The following is a 21527-nucleotide window of genomic DNA, read 5'->3' as shown; positions in this document are numbered from 1 at the left end:
TAGCCGCGTCAGAACTTGAGCGCCATCGCAGTCTTCACGCCCGGGAGCGCGCGGACCTTCGCGATCAGCTCCGGAGTCACCGGCTCGTCGACCGACAACAACAGCACTGCCTCGCCGCCGGCATCGCGCCGCCCCAGATGGAAGGTGCCGATATTGACGCTAGCCTCGCCCAACGTCGAACCCAGCCGGCCAATGAAGCCCGGCGCATCCTCGTTGACGATGTAGAGCATGTCGCCCGCCAGATCGGCTTCGATCTTGATCCCGAACAACTCGACCAGCCGCGGCGCCTGATTGCCGAACAGCGTGCCCGCCACCGAACGGTCGCCGCGCTCGGTGCCGACCGTCACGCGCACCAGCGTGTGGTAATCGCCTTCGCGCTCGTGCCGAACCTCACGAACATCGAGCCCGCGTTCCTTGGCCAGGAAGGGCGCATTGACCATGTTCACCGTATCCGAATGGACCCGCATCAGGCCCGCGAGCACCGCGCCGGTGATCGGCTTCTGATTGAGCTCGGCGGCGGCACCCTCGACTTCGATCGAGATCGAGCTGAGCGCGCCGTGCGAAAGCTGCCCGACCAGCGATCCCAGCCGCTCGGCTAGCGCCATGTATGGCTTGAGCCGCGGCGCTTCCTCCGCGGAGAGGCTCGGCATGTTGAGCGCATTGGTGACGCCGCCCGACATCAGGAAATCCGCCATCTGCTCGGCCACCTGGATGGCGACATTGACCTGCGCTTCGTTGGTCGATGCGCCCAGATGCGGCGTCGAGATGAAATTGGGCGTGCCGAACAAGGGAGATTCCTTCGCCGGCTCCTGCACGAACACATCGAGCGCCGCGCCGCCGATATGCCCGCTCTCGAGCCCCGCCTTGAGCGCCGCCTCGTCGATCAGCCCGCCGCGCGCGCAATTGATGATCCGCACGCCCTTCTTGGTCTTGGCGAGATTTTCCTGGCTGAGGATGTTGCGCGTCTGGTCGGTCAGCGGGGTGTGAAGCGTGATGAAGTCGGCGCGCGACAGCAATTCGTCGATCGTCACCTTCTCGACGCCCATTTCCAGCGCACGCTCGGGGGTGAGGAACGGATCGTATGCAATCACCTTCATGCGCAGCCCCAGCGCGCGATCCGCGACGATCGAGCCGATATTGCCCGCGCCGATCAGGCCGAGCGTCTTGGCGGTCAGCTCGACCCCCATGAAGCGGTTCTTCTCCCACTTGCCCGCCTGGGTCGACGCATCGGCCTCGGGCAGCTGGCGGGCGAGCGCGAACATCAGGGCGATGGCGTGTTCGGCAGTGGTGATCGAATTGCCGAACGGGGTGTTCATGACGACGACGCCCTTGGCGCTGGCGGCGGGAATATCGACATTATCGACACCGATGCCGGCGCGGCCGACGACCTTGAGATTGGTCGCGGCTTCGAGGATCTCCTTGGTCACCTTGGTCGAGCTGCGGATCGCGAGGCCGTCATATTGGCCGATGATCGCCTTCAATTCCTCGGGAAGTCTTACCGGTGATCTCGTCGACTTCGACTCCGCGGTTGCGGAAGATCTGCGCGGCGAGCGGGTCCATTTTGTCGCTGATGAGTACTTTTGGCATGTCGTTTCTCCAGCCCCACGCGGCGGCGGGGCGATAAATCGATTCGGAAAGATCAGGCGGCCTTGGCGGAAGCGTAAGCCCAGTCGAGCCACGGCCCGAGCGCTTCGACATCGGCGGTATCGACGGTTGCGCCGCACCAGATGCGCAGCCCCGGCGGGGCGTCGCGATATCCAGCGACGTCGAGCGCAGCGCCTTCGGCTTCGAGCAGCGACGCCATCTTCTTGATCAGCGCTTCGTCGGCACCTTCGACCGTGAGGCAGACGCTGGTCTTCGAGCGGATCGATTCGTCCGCAGCAAGATTGCCCAGCCAGTCGCGCTCGGAGACGATCTTCTCCAGCGCCGCGGCATTGGCGTTCGAACGCGCAATCAGCCCGTTTGCGCCGCCTATCGACTGCGCCCATTCGAGCGCGAAAATCGCGTCCTCGACTGCGAGCATCGAAGGGGTGTTAATCGTCTCGCCCTTGAACACACCCTCGGCGAGCTTGCCCTTCGAAACGAGGCGGAAGACCTTGGGAAGTGGCCAGGCGGGGGTGTAATTCTCGAGTCGCTCGACTGCGCGAGGCCCGAGGATCAGCACCCCGTGCCCGCCCTCGCCGCCGAGCACCTTCTGCCACGAGAAGGTCGCGACATCGATCTTGTCCCAGGGCAGATCATAGGCGAACACCGCGCTGGTCGCATCGGCGAAGCTTAGCCCTTCGCGATCGTCCGGGATCCAGTAGCCGTCTGGCACACGCACACCCGACGTGGTGCCGTTCCAAGTAAAGAGCACGTCGTTCGACCAATCGACCGCTTGCAGATCCGGCAGCTGGCCATAATCGGCGCGGAGCACCGTGGGGTCGATCTTCAATTGCTTGACTGCGTCGGTCACCCAGCCTTCGCCAAAGCTCTCCCAGGCCAGCGCAGTGACGGGCTTCGCGCCGAGCATCGTCCACATCGCCATTTCGAAGGCGCCGGTGTCAGACCCCGGCACGATGCCGATGCGGTGCGTATCGGGGAGCTTGAGCATCTCGCGCATCAAGTCGATCGCATATTGCAGACGCGACTTGCCGATCTTCGAGCGATGCGATCGCCCGAGAACCTGAGTGTCCAATTTGTCGGCGGACCAGCCCGGCGGCTTGGCGCAGGGACCGGAAGAAAAGTAAGGACGCGCCGGCTTAACCGCCGGGCGGGCATTCAAATCAGTCATTTAAGACTCTCCTCACAGAGAGCACGCGCGGCGTTGGGACCGCGTGGCCCGCTGACGGCCCTAAAGCGCCGCGCGCGAAAGTCAATTGCGCCGCGCTGCAGCATCGCGCAATTTATGTGCTTGAGTGGCCCCCGTTAGCGGTCGTTAACCAAGTTGCCGTTAGGCTGTTGCATGCGTTTCGCCCTCGTCCTCATCCCGCTTCTGCTCACCGGATGCATGTTCGGCGATGACGATGCGCCACGTTCCCGCCCCGCGCCGATCCGCGAGCGCGCTTCCGGGCCGATCACGCTCAACGGCCCCACGCCTCGCGCCGTGCAGCAATGCTTCACCGATTTGTCGCGCGAGGATGTCCGCTATTCGGGACTGCCCGATCGCGATTTCGGCGGGGGATGCATTGTCACCGGTGCCGTCCAGCTCCTCGATATCGGCGTGCCGGTGACCGGGTTGAAATCGATGCGCTGCGAGCTGGCGCGAAACTTCACTGCCTGGGTGCGCTACGCCGTCGCGCCCGCCGCCAAGCAGATCCTTGGGAGCGAACTCGTCCGCGTCGAGACCTTCGGCACTTATTCGTGCCGCGGCATCGTCGGGGGCGGGGCCGCCACTGCCGGCAAAGTGTCCGAGCACGGCCTCGGCAATGCAGTCGACGTCTCGGGCTTCGTGCTCAGGGACGGGCGCCGCGTGACGATCGAGAAAGGCTGGCGCTCCGACGATCCGGAGGTTCACGAATTCCTCCAGACGCTTCACAAATCGGCCTGCCGCCGCTTCAAGACGGTGCTCAGCCCCGATTACAACGCCGCGCATTACAATCATTTGCATCTCGACATGGGGCGTGGCCCATTCTGCGCCTAACCTGCATATTTGCAGCCGCCCGGCATTGCGCTTAAGCCGGTCCGAATGAGCAACGAAACAAGAGTGCCGAGCCGGGTCTTTCAGCCCGCTCGCGAAGAAGCCGCCAACGCCAACACCAACAGCGGCACGCCCCAGACCGAACATCCGGCCTATCGCCTCGCCTTCCAGGATATGGACTTCCTGCTGCGCGAGGATTTGCGCCCGGTGCGCTTCCAGCTCGAATTGCTGAAGCCACAGCTCGTGCTCGATGAGGCCAAGATCGCCTCAACCTTTGTATTCTACGGTTCGGCGCGGATTCCCGAGCCGGAAAAGGCGCGTGCACTGCTCGAAGCGGCACAGGGCGACGAGGCCCGGAAGATCGCCGAGCGGTTGGTCGAGAAGAGCCAATATTACGATGTGGCGCGCGAACTGGCGCGCAAGGTCAGCGTTTTCCCGCGCGACGAGGCAGGCAAGCGGCACTTCGTAGTGTGCTCGGGTGGCGGTCCATCGATCATGGAGGCTGCCAATCGCGGCGCAGTCGATGTCGGGCAGGAATCGATCGCGCTCAACATCGTGCTCCCGCACGAACAGGCGCCCAACCCCTATGTCTCCCCGGCGCTGTCGATGCAGTTCCACTATTTCGCGCTCAGGAAGATGCATTTCCTGCTCCACGCCCGCGCGCTTGCGGCATTCCCGGGCGGGTTCGGCACGTTCGACGAATTGTTCGAGCTGCTGACCCTGATCCAGACCGGCAAGATCAAGCCGATCCCGGTTCTGCTCTATGGCCGCAAATTCTGGGACCGCGTCGTCAATTTCGAGGCTTTGGTCGAGGAAGGCGTGATCGCCGCCAAGGACCTCAAGCTGTTCAACTATTGCGAGACCGCAGAGGAAGGCTGGGAAATCGTCCAGCAGTTCTGGCGCGATCGCGAGGACCAGGACATCACCCCGACCAAGCGGGCCGAAGCCTGAAAACCAAAAGGCCCGCTCACCGGACTGGTGAGCGGGCCTTTTTGTAACCGATCCGGCTGGGCTCAGTGGCCCTTTTTCTCGGCCTGGATCGCCGCCTGCGGATCCACCGAAGTCGCGCCGGTGGCGGGCGTCGTGTCGTTCGAGAGATTACCCGTATCGTCATGTGCCGTGACGTTGGCTTCGGCCTGCGTCTCGCCAGCGGCCGGGGCTGCGGGGAACGGCAGGTTCGAGCCCTGCGAATTCAGATAGGCGATGACATTGGCGCGTTCCTGGGGGTCTCCGATGCCCGCGAAGGTCATCTTGGTGCCCGGCGCGTACTTGCGTGGGCTGGTCAGCCACTCGTCGAGTGCCTCGAAAGTCCAGTTGCCGGGAACGCTCTTCAGCGCATCCGAATAAGCGAAGCCGGGGACATGGCCGTGCGCCTTGCCGACCGCGGCATAGAGGTTCGGGCCGATGCCGCTCGCGCCGCCCTGCGCGATCGTGTGGCAGGCGACGCACTTCTTGAACGAAGCTTCGCCCTTGGCGAGATCGGCGCTGGCCAGGCGAGTCGCGATCGGCGCGGCGGCGGCGGCACCGCCGCCTTCGCTGGCCTCCTCGACGCCTTCGATCGGATAGCCCATCTTATGCGGGCGCTCATTGTGAAAGATCATCCCGCTGACGATCGACAAGCCGAGCGCGGCAATGCCGCCGGCCAAAGCCCATCCTGCGATCGTATTCGTGCGGTCGTCCATCGTCGGGTGCCCCTGAGGAAAATTTTGGCCTGAGGAAATTTGGGTCCCCTCTAGTGCGGCACTTTGCGCATCGCAAGCAGCTTGCCGGGTCGAGTAACCCCGGTTAATCGCCGAGCCCCATGGAGAATTTCGCCGCGCCAGCACGCCCGATCGTCGCGGCGATGATCGAAGCCGCAGCCGCTGCGCCCGAACGCGCCGTCGCGTTCCAGGGCGCGCCCGGCGCCAATTCGCACATCGCGGTGCTCGAAGCCTTCCCGCAAGGCCTGCCGCTGCCCTGCTTCTCGTTCGAGGACGCGATCGATGCGGTGAAGGAAGGCCGCGCCGATTGCGCGATGATCCCCATCGAGAATTCGCTCCACGGCCGCGTTGCCGACATCCATTTCCTGCTCCCCGAATCGGGGCTTGTGATCACCGGCGAGCATTTCCTGCCGATCCGCTACGCGCTGATGGGCACCGGCAGCATCGAGCAGGTGCGCCAGGCGATGAGCCACCCTCAGGCGCTCGGCCAGTGCCGCCAATGGCTCAAGGCGCGCGGGATCGCGCCGGTTGCCTATCCCGATACCGCGGGCGCTGCGGCGGTGGTCGCCGAGATGAACGACGTGGAGGTTGCCGCCCTCGCACCCCCACGGGCCGCCGCCTTATATGGTCTCAACACGCTCGAAGGCGACATCGCCGACGCCGAGCACAACATGACCCGCTTCGTCGTCCTCGCCCGCGCCGCCCCGCTCCACGAGGGCCCAGGGCCGTTCATGACCACCTTCACCTTCGAAGTGAAGAACGTCCCCGCCGCGCTCTACAAGGCGCTCGGCGGGTTCGCGACCAACGGCGTCAACATGACCAAGCTGGAAAGCTATCAGCGCGGCGGCACTTTCGCGGCAACCGAATTCTATGCCGATGTGGTCGGCAGCCCAGCCGACCCCGCCGTGGGCCGCGCGCTCGAAGAATTGCGCTTCCACACCAAATGGACCCGCGTGCTCGGCACCTACCCCCAGGCCCGCGAGCGGCCTTAGCGCCCCTCCACCCAAGCGGTCAGCAAAGTGTGGGCAATGGCGTAGGGCGGCGGCGCGATGAACCCCGCATCCGGGTCGCCCGCCAATGCGCGCTCGACCTGGTCGCGGGTGAACCAGCGCGCATCTTCCAGCTCATTCGCGTCGATCGTGATCGCCTCGTCGTCCGCCACGCCGATGCACGCGATCATCAGCGAAGAGGGAAAGGGCCAGGGCTGGCTGGCGACGTAGCGCACGTCGCGAACCTTCACGCCGGCTTCCTCCTCGATTTCGCGCGCCACTGCACCTTCCACCAATTCGCCGACCTCGAGGAACCCCGCCAGCGCCGAATAGCGGCCCTGCGGCCAGGGCGGCTGGCGCCCGAGCAGAACGCGGTCGTCCAGTTCGGCGAGCATGATCACCACCGGATCGACCCTCGGGAAATGCTCGGCGCGGCAATTGGGACAGGAGCGCCCCCAGCCGGCGCGGAAGATCACGGATGCCGTCGCGCACACCGCGCAATAGCCGTGCCGTGCATGCCAATCGACCAGGCTGCGCGCCGCTGCGTAGAGCCCTGCGTCCGCGCGGGTGAACCGATCGAGCATCCCGAACAGCGCTATCGAGCGCGTTGCCGGCGGGCGCACGCCTTCCGGCAATGCCGAGACGAACCGCGGCGCGCCTTCGTCGAAACCGAGAAACAGCAATTCGCCGGTTGCCGCGGCGAGATTGGTCCAGACCAGCCGGTCCTGATCGTCGAGTTCGGGATCGAGCCCGTTGAGCACCAGCAGCCGCGCCTTGTGGTCGGCAATCGCCGCCGCGAGCAATGCGGGCTCGTGGCGGACGCGATCCGCGCGGTCGAGCGTGCCGCCGGTAAAGCCGGGTAGGTTCATCGAACAATGCTCCCGGAGATCATATTCTATTCCTCCCTCGCTTCAGCGGGGGAGGTGGCATTTCCCGCGTAGACGGGGAATGACGGAGGGGGTCTAGCCGCATGAACACCGCTCGCTGATAGGCCCCCTCCACCACTTCGTGGTTGCCCTCCCCCGCTCGCGAGGGAGGAAAAGACGAATAGGCGCGGGGTCGCTTATTGTTTCAGGTCAGCGAAGATCGCCTTGGTCGTATCCTCGCGCAGCTTGAGATCGCCGAACAGATTGATCATCACGGTCACGCGCAATTTGTGCACCGGATCGACCCAGGCGATCGTGCCGGCCGCGCCGCCCCAGCCGAACGTGCCCTTGCCCGCCCCGCCCGGCGCATCGTTCAGATAGACCGAGCCGCCCGCGCCGAAGCCGAGCGTGACGCCGCCGGCGCGATTGGCGTTGAGCTGGCTGGTATCCGCGCTCGCCGGCAGAAGGTTCGACATTGCCAGCTTCGCGGTCTCGGGCCTGAGGATGCGCGCGCCTTCCAGCTCGCCGCCGTTCAGCAGCATGTGGAGGAAGCGGTCATAATCGCTGGCCGACATCACCAGGCTCGCCCCGCCATAGGGGAAGCTGGGCGCCTGGAGATAGACCGAGCTCTTGCCCGGATCCATCACGACGCGCGTCCCGCCGAGCGAGGCGAAATTATCGGCAAGGCGGCCGGCTTCGCTTTGCGGAACGGTCCAGAAGCTCGACTGCATCTTGAGGGGGGCGAAAATGCGCGTGTCGACGAATTTGTCGAATGGCATGCCGCTGGCGACTTCGATGACGCGCCCGAGCAGGTCGAGCCCGATCGAATAGCTCCATTTGCTGCCGGGCTCCGAAAGCAGCGGCAGGGTCGCCAGCCGGTTGGCGAATTTCTCGAGGCTGGCGGGGCGCGTCGGCCGCGTCCGGGCTTCGAGCGCCACATTGACCTGCGCGGGATTGATCCCCAGCCGGCTATATTCGTCGATCAGCGGACCGGTGTTGCCGGGCAGGATATAGCCCAGCCCTGCGGTGTGGGTGAGCAAGTGGCGCACGGTGATCTGCGCGGTCGCCGGGCGGCTCTCCAGCCCCTTGGCGGGATCGAGCAGGACTTTCATGTTCTTGAACGCCGGAATGTATTTGCTGATCGGATCGTCGAGCTTGAGCTTGCCCTGCTCGACCAGGATCATCGCGGCGATGCCGGTGATCGGCTTGGTCATCGAATAGACGCGCCACAGGCTGTTCTTGTCGGCGAGCGGCGAATCGGGGGCATTGCCGATCCGTCCCTCGGCCACGACGGTGTCGGTGTTGCCGCCGTTCGACTGGCCGACATAGATGACGATGCCGGGGACGGTGCCGTTCGCGACATAGCGCCGCGCGACTTCGGTCTGAGCGGCGATGTTTGGCGCGGCGGGCGGCTGAGGGGGCGATTGCTGCGCGAGCGCCGGAGCCGCCAGCGCGAAACCTGCGATAAGTCCGAACCCGATTGTCCGCATCATGCTCTCCCGAATATCCGTGCCGACTTGGCGAAAACCGTGGGCAGCCCCGCCGATTCCATTTCGGCTATCGGCCACCATTCGCCCGTCGCGGGTTCATGCTCCCCGGCATCCGCCGCCGCAAGGGCGAGTTGCAGATTGAAATGGGTAAAGCCGTGCGTGGCGGTCCCGTCGAGTATGCGCCAGGCGGCGGGCGCGGGCGCGCCTGCGAGACCGGGCGGCGAATCGGTCCACGGGCCGGTGGGGAGCGCGCGCATGCCCCCGAGCAGCCCCTTGGCGGGGCGGCGGACGAGCAGCACGCGATCGCCGCGGGTGAGCCAGAACATCGTGCCGTAGCGCTGGGGCTTGGGGGTCTTTGCCGCCTTGACCGGAAACGCCTCGGGACTGCCGGTCGCGAAACCGGCGCAGTCCGGGCGCAACGGGCAGAGCAGGCACCGCGGGCTCCGCGCCGTACAAATCCCGCTCCCCAGATCCATCATCGCCTGGGCGAAATCGCCCGCGCGGGCATTGGGCGTGACCGTGTCGGTGAGCGCGTGGATACGCTTTTTCGCGCTCGGCAACGGCTCGGCGACTGCGAACAGCCGCGCCACCACGCGCTCGACATTGGCATCGACCACCACTGCGCGCTGTCCGAAGGCAATCGCCGCGATTGCGGCCGCAGTATAGCCGCCGATGCCGGGGAGCTTGCGAAGCTCGACCTCGGTGTTCGGCAATTCACCGCGCGTGGCGACTTCGCGCGCGCAGGCGAGCAGGTTCCGCGCGCGGGCATAATAACCAAGGCCGGCCCAGGCGCTCATCAGCTCGGCATCCTCGGCGGCGGCAAGGCTCGCGTAACTGGGCCATCGCGCCGTGAACTTCTCGAAATACGGCCGCGCGCTTGCCACTTGGGTTTGCTGGAGCATGATCTCCGACAGCCAGACGCGATAGGGATCGGGCGCATTCGCCCCCGGCCGCGCGCGCCAGGGCAAATCGCGCGCATTCACGTCATACCAGTCGAGAAGGTTCCCCACGATTGCGCGAGGCTTGTTGTCGGGCACAGGCCCCTATGGCATGGACGGAGGCGAATGACGAAGCCCCCGCGCGCCACGACCCGCCAGCCGAAAGCCGAACCCCAGCGCGCCAACCGCGCGCGCTCGGTTTCCGAGCTGCTGCCCGATGTCGGCCGCGCGGCCTTTCGCAAGTTCGGTTTCGTCCAGCATTCGATCGTCAGCCGCTGGCCCGAGATCGTCGGCGAGCGCTATGCCCGCGTCTCCACCCCTGAATCGATCCGCTTTCCCCAGGGCAAGCGCGCCGAGGGGGTGTTGAGCCTGATCGTCGGCGGCGCGCACGCGCCGATGATGCAGCATATCGCGCCCGAGATCATCGAGCGGGTCAATCGCTTCTTCGGCTATACTGCAGTGGCACGGCTCTCGATCCGCCACGGCGACGTGAAGCGGGCCGCCACGCCCGCGGCACCGCCCAGCCTCAAGCCGCTGTCCCAAGAAATGGGCGACAGCCTTCGCGGCATCGTCGATGTCGAGCTCAGAGCCGTGCTCGAAGCCCTTGCCGCCGGCGTCACCGCGAGCGACGATAAGATCAAGATCAACAGGATCGATTGATCCTGCACCCCGAGACCCTTCGCCTGGAGAGAAGACAATGCGTTTCGCCCTTGCCCTGATCCCGCTGCTCGCGCTTGCCGCATGCGGCGGCGGAGATTCGAACAGCTCGGCCCCTGTGGTTTCGAGCACAGCCGTTGCCCCGGCGCCTGCGCCCACCGGCCAGGCCTGGGTCGACGTCGTCAACAAGAGCGCGGAGGGCGGCTATGTCCTCGGCAACCCCAATGCCGCGATCAAGCTCGTCGAATATGGCTCGCGCGGCTGCCCGGTCTGCGGCCGCTTCGCTGCGGAGGGCATGGAGCCGCTGCGCACCAAATATATCTCGACCGGCAAGGTCAGCTACGAATTCCGCGACTTCCTGGTCCATGGCGCGCCCGATTTCGCCGCCGCCCTGCTCAACCAGTGCGTGCCGACCGAGGCATTCTTCACTGTGCTCGATCAGCTGTTCGCCAATCAGGGCAAGTTCGAAGAGCGGTTGATGGAGCTGCAGCGCTCGAATCCGCAGCTGCTCCAGCAGTTGCAGACCCTGCCCCCGGCCCAGGCGGCGGCGGGCTTTGCCGATGCGATGGGCTATATCGAGTTCATCAAGCAGCAGGGCGTTCCCGAGGGTAAGGCGCGCGCCTGCCTGGCTGATCAGAAGGCGGCGGAGAGCATCACCAAGGTCAATGCCGATGCCGTCAATTCGCAGCTGCCCGGCACGCCGACCTTCCAGATCAACGGCCGCACCGTTCCGAACACCGCTTCGTGGGGCGCGCTCGAGCCGGCGCTGCAGGCGGCGGGCGCCCGCTAAAGCCGGGCACGAGCGCCTGACATGCAGATCAAGCGGCTGCGGCTGACAGGCTTTAAGAGCTTCGTCGACCCGGCCGATCTGCGAATCGAACCGGGGCTGACGGGGATCGTCGGCCCCAATGGTTGCGGCAAGTCCAACCTTCTCGAAGCGTTGCGCTGGGCGATGGGCGAGAATTCGGCAAAGTCGATGCGCGGCGCCGGGATGGAGGACGTGATCTTCGCCGGCACCGCGACGCGGCCGGCGCGCGACTTCGCCGAAGTCTCGATCCTAGCCGAGCAGGTGGGCGAGGACGACGAATTCGAGGTCGTGCGACGGATCGAACGGGGCGCGGGTTCGGCATATCGGATCAACGGGCGCGACGTCCGCGCCAAGGATGTCGGCCTCGCCTTCGCCGATGCCGCCACCGGCGCGCATTCGCCGGCGCTGGTGAGCCAGGGGCGGATCGGCTCGATCATTTCGGCAAAGCCCGCAGAGCGACGCGCGATGCTCGAGGAAGCGGCGGGGATCGCCGGGCTGCATGTTCGGCGCAAGGATGCCGAGCAGAAATTGCGCGCGACCGAGGCCAACCTCACGCGGCTCGACGAGGTTATTGGCGACCAGGAAGCCCGCGCGTCGGCGTTGAAGCGACAGGCGCGGCAAGCGGAGCGCTATCGCGAGCTTTCGGAGCGGATCCGGGTCGCCGAAGCGCGGATGATCTTCGCGCGCTGGCGCGATGCGGCGGCGGCTTCGGATGCGGCCAAGAATGAGGCCGAGGCCGCGCAGGCCCTCGTCGCCGAGCGGACCCAGGCGCACGCAGATGCGGTAAGCGTCCAGCAGGCGGCAGCCACGACGCTGGCGGCCGCGCGGGCGGATGCGCTGTCGGTGCGCGACCGGGCTACCGAGGCGATGCACGCGCTGGCGACCCTGCGCAGCGAGCGCGCGACGGTCGAGCGGCGGATCGGGGAACTGAAGGACGCCGAGCTGCGGCTCGCCGAGGATCGTGGGCGCGAAGGCGCCCTGGCGTGCGACGCTGCCGAAGCGCTGGCCCGGCTGGCTGAAGAGGAAAAGGCGCTCGACGCGCGCATCGCCTTTGCGACGACGAGAATGCCGACTTTGGACGCGGCCCTCGCCGAGGCCGAGCGAGCTGCGCGCGATGCCGAGGTTACGCTGGCACAGGCGCTGGCGGCGCAGGCGAGCGAGGCCGCGGAAACGCGCGTCGCCGAGGCCGCTTTGTCCGCCGCCCGCACGCGCGTCGAACGCAGCAACCGCGACCGCGACCGCATCGACGCCGAATGGCGCGCGCTTCCCGATGCGGAGCCGCTCAAGGCCGAGAAGGCGCGCGCCGCCGGTGCCCGCGCCCAGGCGCACCGCCAGACCGAAAGCGCCCGCACCGGCCTCGCACGCGCGGACGCCGAAGAGCGCTCGGGCGTCGAGAGCCGCAACCGCGCGCAATCGGCGCGGGCCTCCGCTCACGCCGAACTCGCCCAGCTCGATAGCGAAGCCCAGGCGCTCGCCAAGGCGACGCGGCCCTCCGACAAGGATCGATTGCTCGACAAATTGAAAGTCGAAGGTGGCTATGAGCGCGCGCTCGCCGCTGCCCTGGGCGACGATCTCGAAGCTGGGCTCGATCAAAGCTCCGAACGCTATTGGGCCGGCGCCGAATCCCAGCCCGGCGACCCCGACGCACCCCAGGGCGCGACTTCGCTCGCGCGCCACGTCACGGCGCCCGCGGGCTTGGCGCGGCGTCTTGCGCAGGTGCTGGTCGCCGAAACCGACAAGGGCCAGCCCCTCGCAGTTGGCCAAAGGCTGGTGACCCTCGGCGGCGTGCTGCGCCGCTGGGACGGCTATGTCGCCAAGTCGGGCGGGGCGGCAGCCGCCGAGCGGCTCACCCGAGTCAATCGCCTCGCCGCGATCGAGAAGCTCCGCCCCGCAGCGGTCCGTGCCGTCGAATCGGCCGATGCCGAACTCGCGCGCATCGAGGAATCGATCGCCGAGGCCCGCCGGGCCGCGAGCGATTGCCGCCGCGTGCTTGACCATGCCGAGAACGCAGGGCGCGAAGCGGGGCGTGCCGAGGATCGTGCGACTGCGCAGCTCGAACGGCTCGATTCGCAGCGAGTCGATCTCGACGCCCGCCGCGCGCGCGTTGCCGCCGAGCAGGACGAAGCCGGATCCGAACTCGCCCGCGCCGAAGCCGCCAAAGCCGCACTCCCCGATGGCAGTGCAATCCGCGACAAGGTTGCCACGCTCTCCGCCGATGCCGAGGTCAATCGTGCTGCCTCCGCAACTGCACGCGCCGAACGCGGAACGCTGGAGCGCGAGATCGCAAGCGCCCGCGAGCGCCTAGCGGCGTCGGGGGCGGAAGCGAAGAGCTGGAAGTCGCGCGCGGGAGAGGCTGCACGCCGCTCCGCCGAAATGGACAAGCGCGGCTTCGAGCTGGCCGAGGAAAGCGAGCGGCTTGCCAGCCGCCCCGCCGAACTCGATGCCAAGGTGACCGCGGCCGAAGCAGAGACCGAAGCCGCGCGCAGCCAGTCCTTTACCGCCCAGGCAGCCGAGCAGGCGGCGGAAGCGGCGCTGCGCGACACCGAAAGCGCCGGGCGCGCCGCCAACGAGACGCTGGCCCAGGCGCGCGAGGAGCGTGCGGGTGCGCTGGCGCGGGCCGAAAATCAGGAAGCGCGCCGGATCGAGATGGGCCGCCTCTCGGGCGAGCGCTTCGAATGCCCGCCGCCGCTGTTGCCGGGCAAGGCCGGGTTCGAGGCTGACACCGTCCGCGCTCCGCAGGACGAATCCTCGGCTCATGAAAAGCTCAGCGCCGAGCGCGAGCGGATCGGCCCGGTCAATCTCGTTGCCGAAAGCGAGTTGGCCGAACTCGAAGCCGCCTTCACCACCAATGCCCAGGAACGCGACGAACTCGCCCAGGCGGTCAATCGCCTGCGCGGCTCGATCGGCACGCTCAACCGCGAAGGCCGCCAGCGCCTGCTTGCGGCTTTCGAGGCGGTCGACCAGCATTTCCGCCGGCTGTTCACTACGCTCTTCAATGGCGGGCAGGCGCATCTCGAACTGGTCGATTCGGACGATCCGCTCGAAGCGGGCCTCGAGATCATGGCCCAGCCCCCCGGCAAGAAGCTCCAGTCGCTGACGTTGCTATCGGGCGGCGAGCAGGCGCTGACCGCGGTTGCGCTGATCTTCGCGCTGTTCCTCACCAATCCCGCGCCGATCTGCGTGCTCGACGAAGTCGATGCCCCGCTCGATGATGCCAATATCGAGCGCTTTTGCGACCTGCTCGAAGCAATGACTCGCGAAACGGCGACACGCTATTTGATCGTCACCCATAACGCCGCGACGATGAGCCGGATGCACCGCCTGTTCGGCGTGACGATGGTCGAGCAGGGGGTGAGCCGGCTGGTGTCGGTGGATCTGGGCAGCGCCGAGAACCTGCTGGCGGCGGAGTAGCGCCTTATGCTGTGCGGCGGTGCTCGGCGGCGTGGATCGTCACCGGGGGCAGCGCCTCGAACGCCGGCTTGGCGAAATAGAAGCCCTGGATATAGCGGACCCCCATCGCCCGCAGCGCTTCGAGTTCGCCCTCGCTCTCTATCCCTTCCGCAACCACGGTCACGCCAAGCGCGGTGCACATGCGGACGACGCCCTCGACGATCATCCGGCGCGGCATGCTGGTGTCCACGCCGCGGATCAATTCCATGTCGAGCTTGATGATATCGGGCTGGAAGCGCGCCAGCAGGTTGAGCCCGGCATGGCCCGCGCCGAAATCGTCGAGCGCGGTGCCGAAGCCCATCTTCTGATAAGTGGCGATGATGTTGGCGACGTGATCGGGATCGACCATCTCTTCATTCTCGGTGAATTCGAAGATCAGGCGATCGGTGGGGAAGCCCACGGCCTTGGCGGTCCTGAGGGTCAGTTGGATGCACGCGGCAGGCGAATAGACGGCATTGGGCAGGAAATTGATCGACAGCCGCGCGCCGGTTTCGATCAGCCCGGCCTTGGCCGCGGTTTCGATCGCCTTGACCCGGCATTGCTGATCGAAGGCATAGCGATTGGCCTCCGAAACCTGGGACAGCACACTGTACGCGCTTTCGCCATTGGGCCCACGCACCAATGCCTCGTAAGCGAAAGGCACACCCGCTTCGATATCCATGATCGGCTGAAAGGCCATCGAAAAATCGAAATCCAGCCCGGAGCCGTCGCGGCAGCCGGAGCAGGGTACGAGGCGTGGTGATTTGTGCTCCATGCCCGCTAAGTAGCTTGAAGACATTAATTAATTTTCAAGCCGCTTCTTATCCTAGGATAGTTTCGTAGAGCCGGATATACTTGTCCGCCATCGCCTCGACCGAGAAATTCGCTTCGATGGAACGGCGCACCGAAGCACGGTCCACGGCGCGAATTTCGCCGAGCGCCACCACGGCTTCGTCGGAAGAGCCGACCAGCCTTCCGGTCACGCGGTCCTCGATCAGTTCGGGCATGCTGCCGCGGTTGACTGCGATCACCGGCGTCCCGCAAGCCATGGCCTCGACCACCGAAAGCCCGAACGGCTCGTCAAAATTGATCAAGTGCAGCAGCGCCTGCGCATTGCCGAGCGCGCGGAGGCGTTGCTCGCCGCCGACCGCGCCGTGATAGATGATGCGATCGTTCAGATGCGACGCAACTTCGCGGTCGAAGTAGCCCTGGTCCTGGACGATCCCGTACAGGTTCAGCCGCCGCCCCGTCGCCTGCGCCACCTGGATCGCCTCAGCCGCGCCCTTGTCCGGGTGCATGCGGCCGAAGAAGAGCAGATCCTCGCCGCCATCCGCCACGAACGGAAACTCGTCGAGCCGGATGCCGTGATGGATCGTGGCGGCGTATTTCAGCGAGGGATGCCGATCGGCATCCGAGATCGCGACGAAGTGCACGCGGTCTTCATAGGGCTTGTACATCGGCAGGATTCGGTTGGACGAGAAGCCGTGGATCGTCGTCACCATCGGCGTATCGACCAGATTGGCAAAGGCGTGCGCCGGGAAATCGGCCTGGTTGTGGATCAGGTCGAACTCGTCCGCGCGCTCGAAGACATGGGCGAGATGGGCATGTTCCCAGACCTTGGCGTCGATCGAGGAGTCCTCCTCATACGACGCTGGCACCACCCCGGCGAGCGTGCCCGAAGTGATCGAATCCTGCGTTGCGAACAGCGTGACGTCCACCCCGCGCGCGACCAAGGCCTCGGTCAGCAAACTCGTCACCAGCTCCCATGGGCCATAATGCCTGGGCGGGGTGCGCCAGGCGATCGGAGCGATCATCGCGATCTTCATGCCAGGATAAAGCCTTCATTGGAGCCGAGGAGCGCGGGATCGCTGCCGCCCTGCGCAGAGGCGACTACCGACAAGCCCTCCGCCCATTCGGGGATCGCGAAGGCGAGCGGCGTTGCCCCGAGATTGAGCACGATCAACACGCGATCCTCGCCGAGCCGCCGCTCATAAGCGAGCAAATCGCCGCTGCATTCGATTGCGTGATAGTCGCCGAGCTTGAGGGCGGGATGCTCGTGGCGGAGGCGGAGGAGCTTCTGGGTCAGCCGCCACATCGATGCCGGGTCATCGCGCTGGGCGGCGACATTGCGCCTGGCCCAATCGCCATGCAGTGGCAGCCAGGGATCGGCGGGGCCAAAGCCGGCATTGGCGCTTGCATCCCAGGCCATCGGCGTGCGCACCGGATCGCGGCCCATGCCGATGCCCGGCTCGTTGAGCTCGCGCGGATCCTGGATCAGATGCGGTGGGATGTGGACATCCTCCATGCCGATCTCGTCGCCGTAATAGACTGTCGGCGTGCCCCGCAGCGTGAGCAACAGCATCATCGCGACGCGGGCCTGTGGGGAGCCGACGCGGGTGGCGATGCGGGGCCGGTCGTGATTGCCGAGTACCCAATTGGGCCAACCGCCCGGAGGCAGTGCCGCTTCGTAGCGCGCGATCTTGCGGGCGATGCTGCGTGCATCCCAGCGCGCGCCGATCAATTGGAAATTGAAGGGCAAGTGGACACCGGGCTGCGCCTCGCTGCCATAATAAGCGACCAGTTGGGGCACCGGCAGATAGATTTCCCCGATCAGCACCCGCGCGCCATATTCGTCCGCGATCGCCCGCATCTCGGCGGCAATGCCATAGACTTCGGGCTGGTCGGTTGAATGCTGCTGGTGGACCGTCATGTATTCGGGCCAGCCCTCCTGCCACTCGGCATTGGCCGGATTGTCGGGGAAGTCGGCGTGCTTCACCATGTGCCACAGCACGTCGATCCGGAAGCCATCTACTCCGCGCTCGAACCAGAAGCGCAGCACGTCCATCATCGCGGCGTGCACCTCAGAATTGCGCCAATTGAGGTCGGGCTGCTCCTTCAAAAACGCGTGGTAATAATATTGCCCGGTCGCCTCGTCCCACTCCCAGGCGGGGCCGCCGAAATCGCTGATCCAGTTGTTCGGCGGAGAACCATCCGGCCTGGCGTCGCGCCAGATATACCAATCGCGCTTCGGGTTATCGCGCGCGCTCCTGCTTTCCTTGAACCAGGGATGCTCGGCGGAAGTATGGTTGGGCACCAGATCGAGCAGCAGCTTGAGCCCTCGTTGGTGCGCCGCCGCCAGCAGCGAATCGAAATCCTCAAGACTCCCGAAGCGCGAATCGACCCCGCAATAATCCGCCACGTCGTAACCGAAATCGGCCATTGGCGAGGGGAAGATTGGCGAAATCCAGATCGCATCGACGCCCAGCGCCTTGAGGTCGTCGAGCCGCCGCTCGATGCCGCGCAAGTCGCCGATCCCGTCGCCATTGGTATCCTGGAACGAGCGCGGATAGATCTGGTAGATTACGGCGGATTTCCACCATTCCTGGTCGATCAAGCGAACCGCTCCTTCGAAACATGCGTGATCCGGCAGGCCAGATCGGCCTCGCCGCTCGCCACCACATAATGATCCCCCGCATCTGCGATCCCGCAAGTAAACACCACCGGGGTCGGCAGATACATCTGATGCGCAATCCCCGCGGTCAGCGCCGGGTTCGCCTCCAGCAGCGGAACCTTATCCTCCAGCCGCAAGATCCTCGAAGGATCGTCGCGGTCGAGCAAAGCCCAGAAGCTGCGATACACCCCCACCGCGCCCAGCTTCTCCACGCCGTGATAGATCAGCATCCACCCTTCGGGCGTCAGCACCGGCGGACTGCCGCCGCCGATCCGCTGGTTGCTCGTGCTTCCCTTGCGCGCGCGGATGCCCGGCGTGTCGAGCGGCTTCCAGTGCAGCCCGTCGGGCGACTGGGCCATGTTGATCGAGGGGCCGCCCAGCCATTCGCTGTCGGCGGGATAGGCGAAATAGCATTCCCCCAGCGGCCGCGTCAGCGCCATAAACTTGCCGGCCACCTTGCCTTCGAACAGCAGCATGTCCTTGTTCTGGTGATCGAGGACCACACCGAGCAATTGATAGTCGAGCCCGTTCGTCGAGCGATACATCGCCGTGCAATGCCGCTCGGCCGAGACGCCGCACACCGTCATCCACCATTCGCTCCCAACCCGGCTGATCCGCGCATCCTCGACGCCATAATCCATGAAGCTCGCGCTCGGCTGGATCGCCTTGTCGTAGTGGACCGTGACGACCTTGCGACCCTCGCGATCGAGCTCGACCGGCAGCAACCAGGAAAGCGAAGTCAGCCCGAGCAGGCGCGGGCTGCGCTCCTTGAGCGCGAACTGCCGCGGATCGTCCATATCGATCTGGTGCACCGAATGACGGTCGAGGACATAACCGTTGGGCGTCCAGCGGATCGCCCGCGCGTGGTCGCTATGCACCGGATCGGTCAGCGCCTCGGCGACGCGCACCATCAGCAGCAGGTTTCCATTGGGCAGCCGCGTCAGCCCCGGATTGAACGCCCCAAGCACATGCGTCGGCTCGGCCACCCCGCGCCGCAGCGGCGAGCGCGACAGGTCCACATCGTCGGGGCGGAAAATCAGAGTGTCGTCGGTCAAAAGCGTCCCCTCGTGCCTCAACCGAACGGGATCAGGCGGCGCCGGTTCCGCCGCGCGCCTGCTCATGGTGGCGGATCACTTCGTCGATGATGAAGCGCAGGAACTTCTCGGAGAATTCGGGATCGAGATCGGCCTGCTTGGCCAAGGCCCGCAGCCGCGCGATCTGTGCATCCTCCCGCCCCGGATCGGCGGGGGGCAGGCCGTGCTCGGCCTTGTATGCGCCCACCGCCTGAGTGACCTTGAATCGCTCCGCCAGCATATGGATCAGCGCGGCATCGATATTATCGATACTCTGGCGGAAGCGGAGGAGTTGCTGGTCGGACATGACGCTTCTTTGCTTGGCCCCCGCAAGGCATGCAAGCCTTGCCTTTGCCGCCCCCACGCGCCAGAGCGCCCGCCATGAGCGCGACGATTCACCGCCTCGGAGGCAATCCCCAGCCTTCGCTCGATCCGATGCTGGCGCTGGTCGCCGCCGATTTGAACCTCGTCAACGCAGTCATCCTCGACCGCATGCAATCGAGCATCCCGCTGATCCCCGAGCTTGCCGGGCATTTGATCGCGGGCGGCGGCAAGCGGATGCGGCCGATGCTGACGCTCGCGAGTGCGCAATTGCTCGGCTATTCGGGCAACCGCCACCATAAGCTGGCCGCCTCGGTCGAGTTCATTCACACCGCGACGCTCCTCCATGACGACGTCGTCGACTCGTCGGACCTGCGCCGCGGCAAGCGGACCGCGAACATCATCTGGGGCAATCCGGCAAGCGTGCTGGTCGGCGATTTCCTGTTCTCGCGCAGCTTCGAGCTGATGGTCGAGGATGGCAGCCTCAAGGTGCTCAAGATCCTCTCCAACGCCTCGGCAGTGATCGCCGAGGGCGAAGTCAACCAGCTCACTGCCGTCCGCCGGCTCGACATCAGCGAAGAGCGCTATCTGGACATTATCGGCGCCAAGACCGCGGCCTTGTTCGCGGCGGCCTGCCGCATCGCCGCCGTGGTCGCCGAGCGCGGCGAAGGTGATGAGGCCGCGCTCGATGCCTATGGCCGCAATCTCGGCATCGCCTTCCAGCTGGTCGACGACGCGATCGACTATGTCTCGTCCGCCGAAGAGATGGGCAAGGATGCGGGCGACGATTTCCGCGAAGGCAAGATGACGCTGCCGGTGATCCTGGCCTATGCGCGCGGCGACGAAGCGGCGCGCGGCTTCTGGAAGGATGCGATCTCGGGTCGCCGCGTCAGCGACGAGGATTTCGCCGAGGCCAAGCGCCTGGTCCAATCGAGCCGCGCCGTCGACGATACCCTCGCCCGCGCCCGCCATTACGGCCAGCGCGCGATCGACGCATTGGGCGGCTTCGCCAGCGGCGCCGCCAAGGATGCGATGGTCGAGGCCGTCGAGTTCGCAGTGGCGCGGGGCTATTAGCGCAGCTAGAATGCACGGGTGCCTAGCCTGATTGCATCCGTCCTCGCCGGCCTGACTGCCCTTGCTGCGCTGGCAGGGCAGACGGTGCCTGACGATACGTTCGAATTTACCCGTCAGCGGCTCGAACTGGAGCGGCGCGAAATTCTCGGCTCGCTCGACGACAAGAACTGGATGCAGGGCCAGACGCGCGCGAGCATCGTCCGCTTGCGGATCGAGCGCAATTGGAAAGCCTGTGCCGAGAACGAGGCGCTGGCGCTGGCCAAGGCCTCCGAACGCCCCGCGCGATTGCTCGCCGAAGCTGCACTAGGAGTCTGCAAGCCCTGGCAGAGCGCGCTCGAACTGGCGCTGGAAAACGGCGCTTACCCCTATCTCGACGGTGCCAATATGCCGGGGCGCGTCTCGCGGGACGACATGCTGACCACGGCCCAGCTCGCCTCACTCGACGCGGCGCTTGGGCGCATCCGAATGTGGCGCGGCATTGGCGGCGATAGCGTCAAGCCCGAGACCCCCAAGGCAGCCGATTCCACCGGCCGGCTTTCGTCGAGGGTGGGGCCTGTGCCCGAACGACTTGCGCCCCCAGACCCTCCTGCGGCTGCACGCGAGGCGCCCGTCAGCATCGATGACGCCGGCGAAACCGTCACCATCGTCGCCCAGTCGAAGGGCGGATGCCGGGTGCGATTGGCCGATCGCACGCTCACCGAAGCCGAGTTGGCGGCAAAGGCGCGCGAATGGGCGGCGGGCGGCATCGCCCTCAAGGTCATCCGCCCGCGCGGAGCCGATTATCGCTGCATGGCGAAGATCGCCATGCAGCTCGGCAAGCAGGGCCTGCGCTTCTTCGAATTCGTCGATCTGCAATAAGCGCTATTCCTCGGCAGGTTCGTCCTCGTCCACCTCCAGCGCATCCTCCTCGTCGGCGTCGAGCAGTTCCTCGATCGATTCGACCACCAGGTCGAGCTGTTCGTAGCTCGCCGTGAAATCGGTGGTTTCGCCTTCATCGTCCTCCATGCTGATCGTGTAATCGCCCTGTCCATCGGGCGTGATCGTGAATTGTGCGAGCGTACGCGCCATTATCCGGTCTCCTTTGCTTGCGCCCAACCCGGCTTTCCGAAATT

Annotated in this window: 19 protein-coding genes and 1 pseudogene; 8 read left to right on the top strand and 12 right to left on the bottom strand. The window is 65.9% G+C overall.

Going from position 1 to position 21527, the window contains the following annotated elements; genetic code table 11:
- Positions 1–8: 8 nt before the first annotated feature.
- Together serA and ACZZZM_RS04735 are read right to left on the bottom strand one after the other, a co-directional pair.
- Positions 9–1587 (bottom strand): annotated as a pseudogene (gene serA, locus ACZZZM_RS04740) (phosphoglycerate dehydrogenase).
- Between the two features lie 52 nt (positions 1588–1639).
- Entirely contained in the window at positions 1640–2773 is a 1134-nt protein-coding gene (locus ACZZZM_RS04735; protein WP_463593961.1) for a phosphoserine transaminase, read from the bottom strand.
- A 171-nt stretch (positions 2774–2944) separates the two neighbouring features.
- Between ACZZZM_RS04735 and ACZZZM_RS04730 the strand changes: the two genes are divergently transcribed.
- Both ACZZZM_RS04730 and ACZZZM_RS04725 read left to right on the top strand, forming a co-directional pair.
- A complete protein-coding gene (locus ACZZZM_RS04730; RefSeq protein WP_463593960.1) occupies positions 2945–3622 on the top strand; it encodes an extensin family protein in 678 nt (225 codons plus the stop codon).
- Positions 3623–3667: 45 nt separating this feature from the next.
- On the top strand, positions 3668–4570 hold the full coding sequence (locus ACZZZM_RS04725; RefSeq protein ID WP_463593959.1) for an LOG family protein: 903 nt from the start codon (positions 3668–3670) through the stop codon (positions 4568–4570).
- A 62-nt stretch (positions 4571–4632) separates the two neighbouring features.
- On the opposite strand, the gene ACZZZM_RS04720 is transcribed toward ACZZZM_RS04725, so the two are convergent.
- Positions 4633–5301, bottom strand: a complete 669-nt coding sequence (locus tag ACZZZM_RS04720; protein ID WP_463593958.1) for a c-type cytochrome — start codon at positions 5299–5301, stop codon at positions 4633–4635.
- Between the two features lie 119 nt (positions 5302–5420).
- Here ACZZZM_RS04720 and ACZZZM_RS04715 point away from each other — a divergent pair, with 119 nt between their 5' ends.
- A complete protein-coding gene (locus ACZZZM_RS04715; protein ID WP_463593957.1) occupies positions 5421–6311 on the top strand; it encodes a prephenate dehydratase in 891 nt (296 codons plus the stop codon).
- On the opposite strand, the gene nudC is transcribed toward ACZZZM_RS04715, so the two are convergent.
- From nudC to ACZZZM_RS04700, 3 genes are all read right to left on the bottom strand, one after another.
- Positions 6308–7177: an NAD(+) diphosphatase gene (nudC, locus tag ACZZZM_RS04710; RefSeq protein ID WP_463593956.1), complete on the bottom strand. Its 870-nt coding sequence runs from the start codon at positions 7175–7177 to the stop codon at positions 6308–6310. The two genes, ACZZZM_RS04715 and nudC, sit on opposite strands and share 4 nt — an antisense overlap.
- Before the next feature lie 194 nt (positions 7178–7371).
- The gene (locus ACZZZM_RS04705; protein WP_463593955.1) at positions 7372–8667 is read right to left on the bottom strand and encodes a serine hydrolase domain-containing protein; all 1296 of its coding nucleotides are present in this window, start codon (positions 8665–8667) and stop codon (positions 7372–7374) included.
- Entirely contained in the window at positions 8664–9701 is a 1038-nt protein-coding gene (locus ACZZZM_RS04700; protein ID WP_463593954.1) for an A/G-specific adenine glycosylase, read from the bottom strand. Before ACZZZM_RS04700 ends, ACZZZM_RS04705 begins: the two co-directional genes overlap by 4 nt.
- Before the next feature lie 27 nt (positions 9702–9728).
- On the opposite strand from ACZZZM_RS04700, the gene ACZZZM_RS04695 reads away from it, so the two are divergent.
- Genes ACZZZM_RS04695 through smc form a run of 3 tightly spaced genes read left to right on the top strand, consistent with a single transcriptional unit; the run spans position 9729 to position 14478 of the window.
- Entirely contained in the window at positions 9729–10262 is a 534-nt protein-coding gene (locus ACZZZM_RS04695) for a DUF721 domain-containing protein (RefSeq protein ID WP_463593953.1), read from the top strand.
- 37 nt (positions 10263–10299) lie between these two features.
- Positions 10300–11049: a thioredoxin domain-containing protein gene (locus tag ACZZZM_RS04690; RefSeq protein ID WP_463593952.1), complete on the top strand. Its 750-nt coding sequence runs from the start codon at positions 10300–10302 to the stop codon at positions 11047–11049.
- A gap of 21 nt (positions 11050–11070) precedes the next feature.
- Positions 11071–14478, top strand: a complete 3408-nt coding sequence (gene smc, locus ACZZZM_RS04685) for a chromosome segregation protein SMC (RefSeq protein WP_463593951.1) — start codon at positions 11071–11073, stop codon at positions 14476–14478.
- A gap of 4 nt (positions 14479–14482) precedes the next feature.
- Here smc and ACZZZM_RS04680 read toward each other — a convergent pair whose 3' ends face one another.
- The 5 genes from ACZZZM_RS04680 to ACZZZM_RS04660 are packed head-to-tail and all read right to left on the bottom strand — an operon-like array spanning position 14483 to position 19327.
- Positions 14483–15271: an EAL domain-containing protein gene (locus ACZZZM_RS04680; RefSeq protein WP_463593950.1), complete on the bottom strand. Its 789-nt coding sequence runs from the start codon at positions 15269–15271 to the stop codon at positions 14483–14485.
- Between the two features lie 46 nt (positions 15272–15317).
- Positions 15318–16322 carry a glycosyltransferase family 4 protein gene (locus ACZZZM_RS04675; RefSeq protein ID WP_463593949.1) on the bottom strand — a complete coding sequence of 335 codons (1005 nt, stop codon included), beginning with the start codon at positions 16320–16322 and terminating at the stop codon, positions 15318–15320.
- Positions 16319–17890 (bottom strand): alpha-amylase family glycosyl hydrolase, encoded by a 1572-nt coding sequence (locus ACZZZM_RS04670; RefSeq protein WP_463593948.1) that lies wholly within the window; start codon positions 17888–17890, stop codon positions 16319–16321. Before ACZZZM_RS04670 ends, ACZZZM_RS04675 begins: the two co-directional genes overlap by 4 nt.
- On the bottom strand, positions 17887–19002 hold the full coding sequence (locus ACZZZM_RS04665; RefSeq protein ID WP_463593947.1) for a glycoside hydrolase family 130 protein: 1116 nt from the start codon (positions 19000–19002) through the stop codon (positions 17887–17889). Before ACZZZM_RS04665 ends, ACZZZM_RS04670 begins: the two co-directional genes overlap by 4 nt.
- Before the next feature lie 31 nt (positions 19003–19033).
- The gene (locus ACZZZM_RS04660) at positions 19034–19327 is read right to left on the bottom strand and encodes a chorismate mutase (protein ID WP_463593946.1); all 294 of its coding nucleotides are present in this window, start codon (positions 19325–19327) and stop codon (positions 19034–19036) included.
- A 74-nt stretch (positions 19328–19401) separates the two neighbouring features.
- On the opposite strand from ACZZZM_RS04660, the gene ACZZZM_RS04655 reads away from it, so the two are divergent.
- Together ACZZZM_RS04655 and ACZZZM_RS04650 are read left to right on the top strand one after the other, a co-directional pair.
- Complete coding sequence (locus ACZZZM_RS04655) at positions 19402–20415, top strand: polyprenyl synthetase family protein (RefSeq protein ID WP_463593945.1); 1014 nt, start codon at positions 19402–19404, stop codon at positions 20413–20415.
- 18 nt (positions 20416–20433) lie between these two features.
- The gene (locus ACZZZM_RS04650) at positions 20434–21273 is read left to right on the top strand and encodes a hypothetical protein (protein WP_463593944.1); all 840 of its coding nucleotides are present in this window, start codon (positions 20434–20436) and stop codon (positions 21271–21273) included.
- 3 nt (positions 21274–21276) lie between these two features.
- Here ACZZZM_RS04650 and ACZZZM_RS04645 read toward each other — a convergent pair whose 3' ends face one another.
- Positions 21277–21483: a hypothetical protein gene (locus ACZZZM_RS04645; RefSeq protein ID WP_463593943.1), complete on the bottom strand. Its 207-nt coding sequence runs from the start codon at positions 21481–21483 to the stop codon at positions 21277–21279.
- Positions 21484–21527 lie beyond the last annotated feature (44 nt).

The organism is Sphingomonas sp. AC522, from assembly GCF_979258125.1.
Note: the sequence above shows the minus strand (reverse complement) of the source record. Positions and strands in the feature narration are given on the sequence as shown.

Coding starts and splice junctions, on each gene's coding strand:
- ACZZZM_RS04735 (WP_463593961.1), bottom strand. CDS start 2,773: ATGACTGATTTGAATGCCCGCCCGGCGGTTAAGCCGGCGCGTCCTTAC.
- ACZZZM_RS04730 (WP_463593960.1), top strand. CDS start 2,945: ATGCGTTTCGCCCTCGTCCTCATCCCGCTTCTGCTCACCGGATGCATG.
- ACZZZM_RS04725 (WP_463593959.1), top strand. CDS start 3,668: ATGAGCAACGAAACAAGAGTGCCGAGCCGGGTCTTTCAGCCCGCTCGC.
- ACZZZM_RS04720 (WP_463593958.1), bottom strand. CDS start 5,301: ATGGACGACCGCACGAATACGATCGCAGGATGGGCTTTGGCCGGCGGC.
- ACZZZM_RS04715 (WP_463593957.1), top strand. CDS start 5,421: ATGGAGAATTTCGCCGCGCCAGCACGCCCGATCGTCGCGGCGATGATC.
- nudC (WP_463593956.1), bottom strand. CDS start 7,177: ATGAACCTACCCGGCTTTACCGGCGGCACGCTCGACCGCGCGGATCGC.
- ACZZZM_RS04705 (WP_463593955.1), bottom strand. CDS start 8,667: ATGATGCGGACAATCGGGTTCGGACTTATCGCAGGTTTCGCGCTGGCG.
- ACZZZM_RS04695 (WP_463593953.1), top strand. CDS start 9,729: ATGACGAAGCCCCCGCGCGCCACGACCCGCCAGCCGAAAGCCGAACCC.
- ACZZZM_RS04690 (WP_463593952.1), top strand. CDS start 10,300: ATGCGTTTCGCCCTTGCCCTGATCCCGCTGCTCGCGCTTGCCGCATGC.
- smc (WP_463593951.1), top strand. CDS start 11,071: ATGCAGATCAAGCGGCTGCGGCTGACAGGCTTTAAGAGCTTCGTCGAC.
- ACZZZM_RS04680 (WP_463593950.1), bottom strand. CDS start 15,271: ATGGAGCACAAATCACCACGCCTCGTACCCTGCTCCGGCTGCCGCGAC.
- ACZZZM_RS04675 (WP_463593949.1), bottom strand. CDS start 16,322: ATGAAGATCGCGATGATCGCTCCGATCGCCTGGCGCACCCCGCCCAGG.
- ACZZZM_RS04660 (WP_463593946.1), bottom strand. CDS start 19,327: ATGTCCGACCAGCAACTCCTCCGCTTCCGCCAGAGTATCGATAATATC.
- ACZZZM_RS04655 (WP_463593945.1), top strand. CDS start 19,402: ATGAGCGCGACGATTCACCGCCTCGGAGGCAATCCCCAGCCTTCGCTC.
- ACZZZM_RS04645 (WP_463593943.1), bottom strand. CDS start 21,483: ATGGCGCGTACGCTCGCACAATTCACGATCACGCCCGATGGACAGGGC.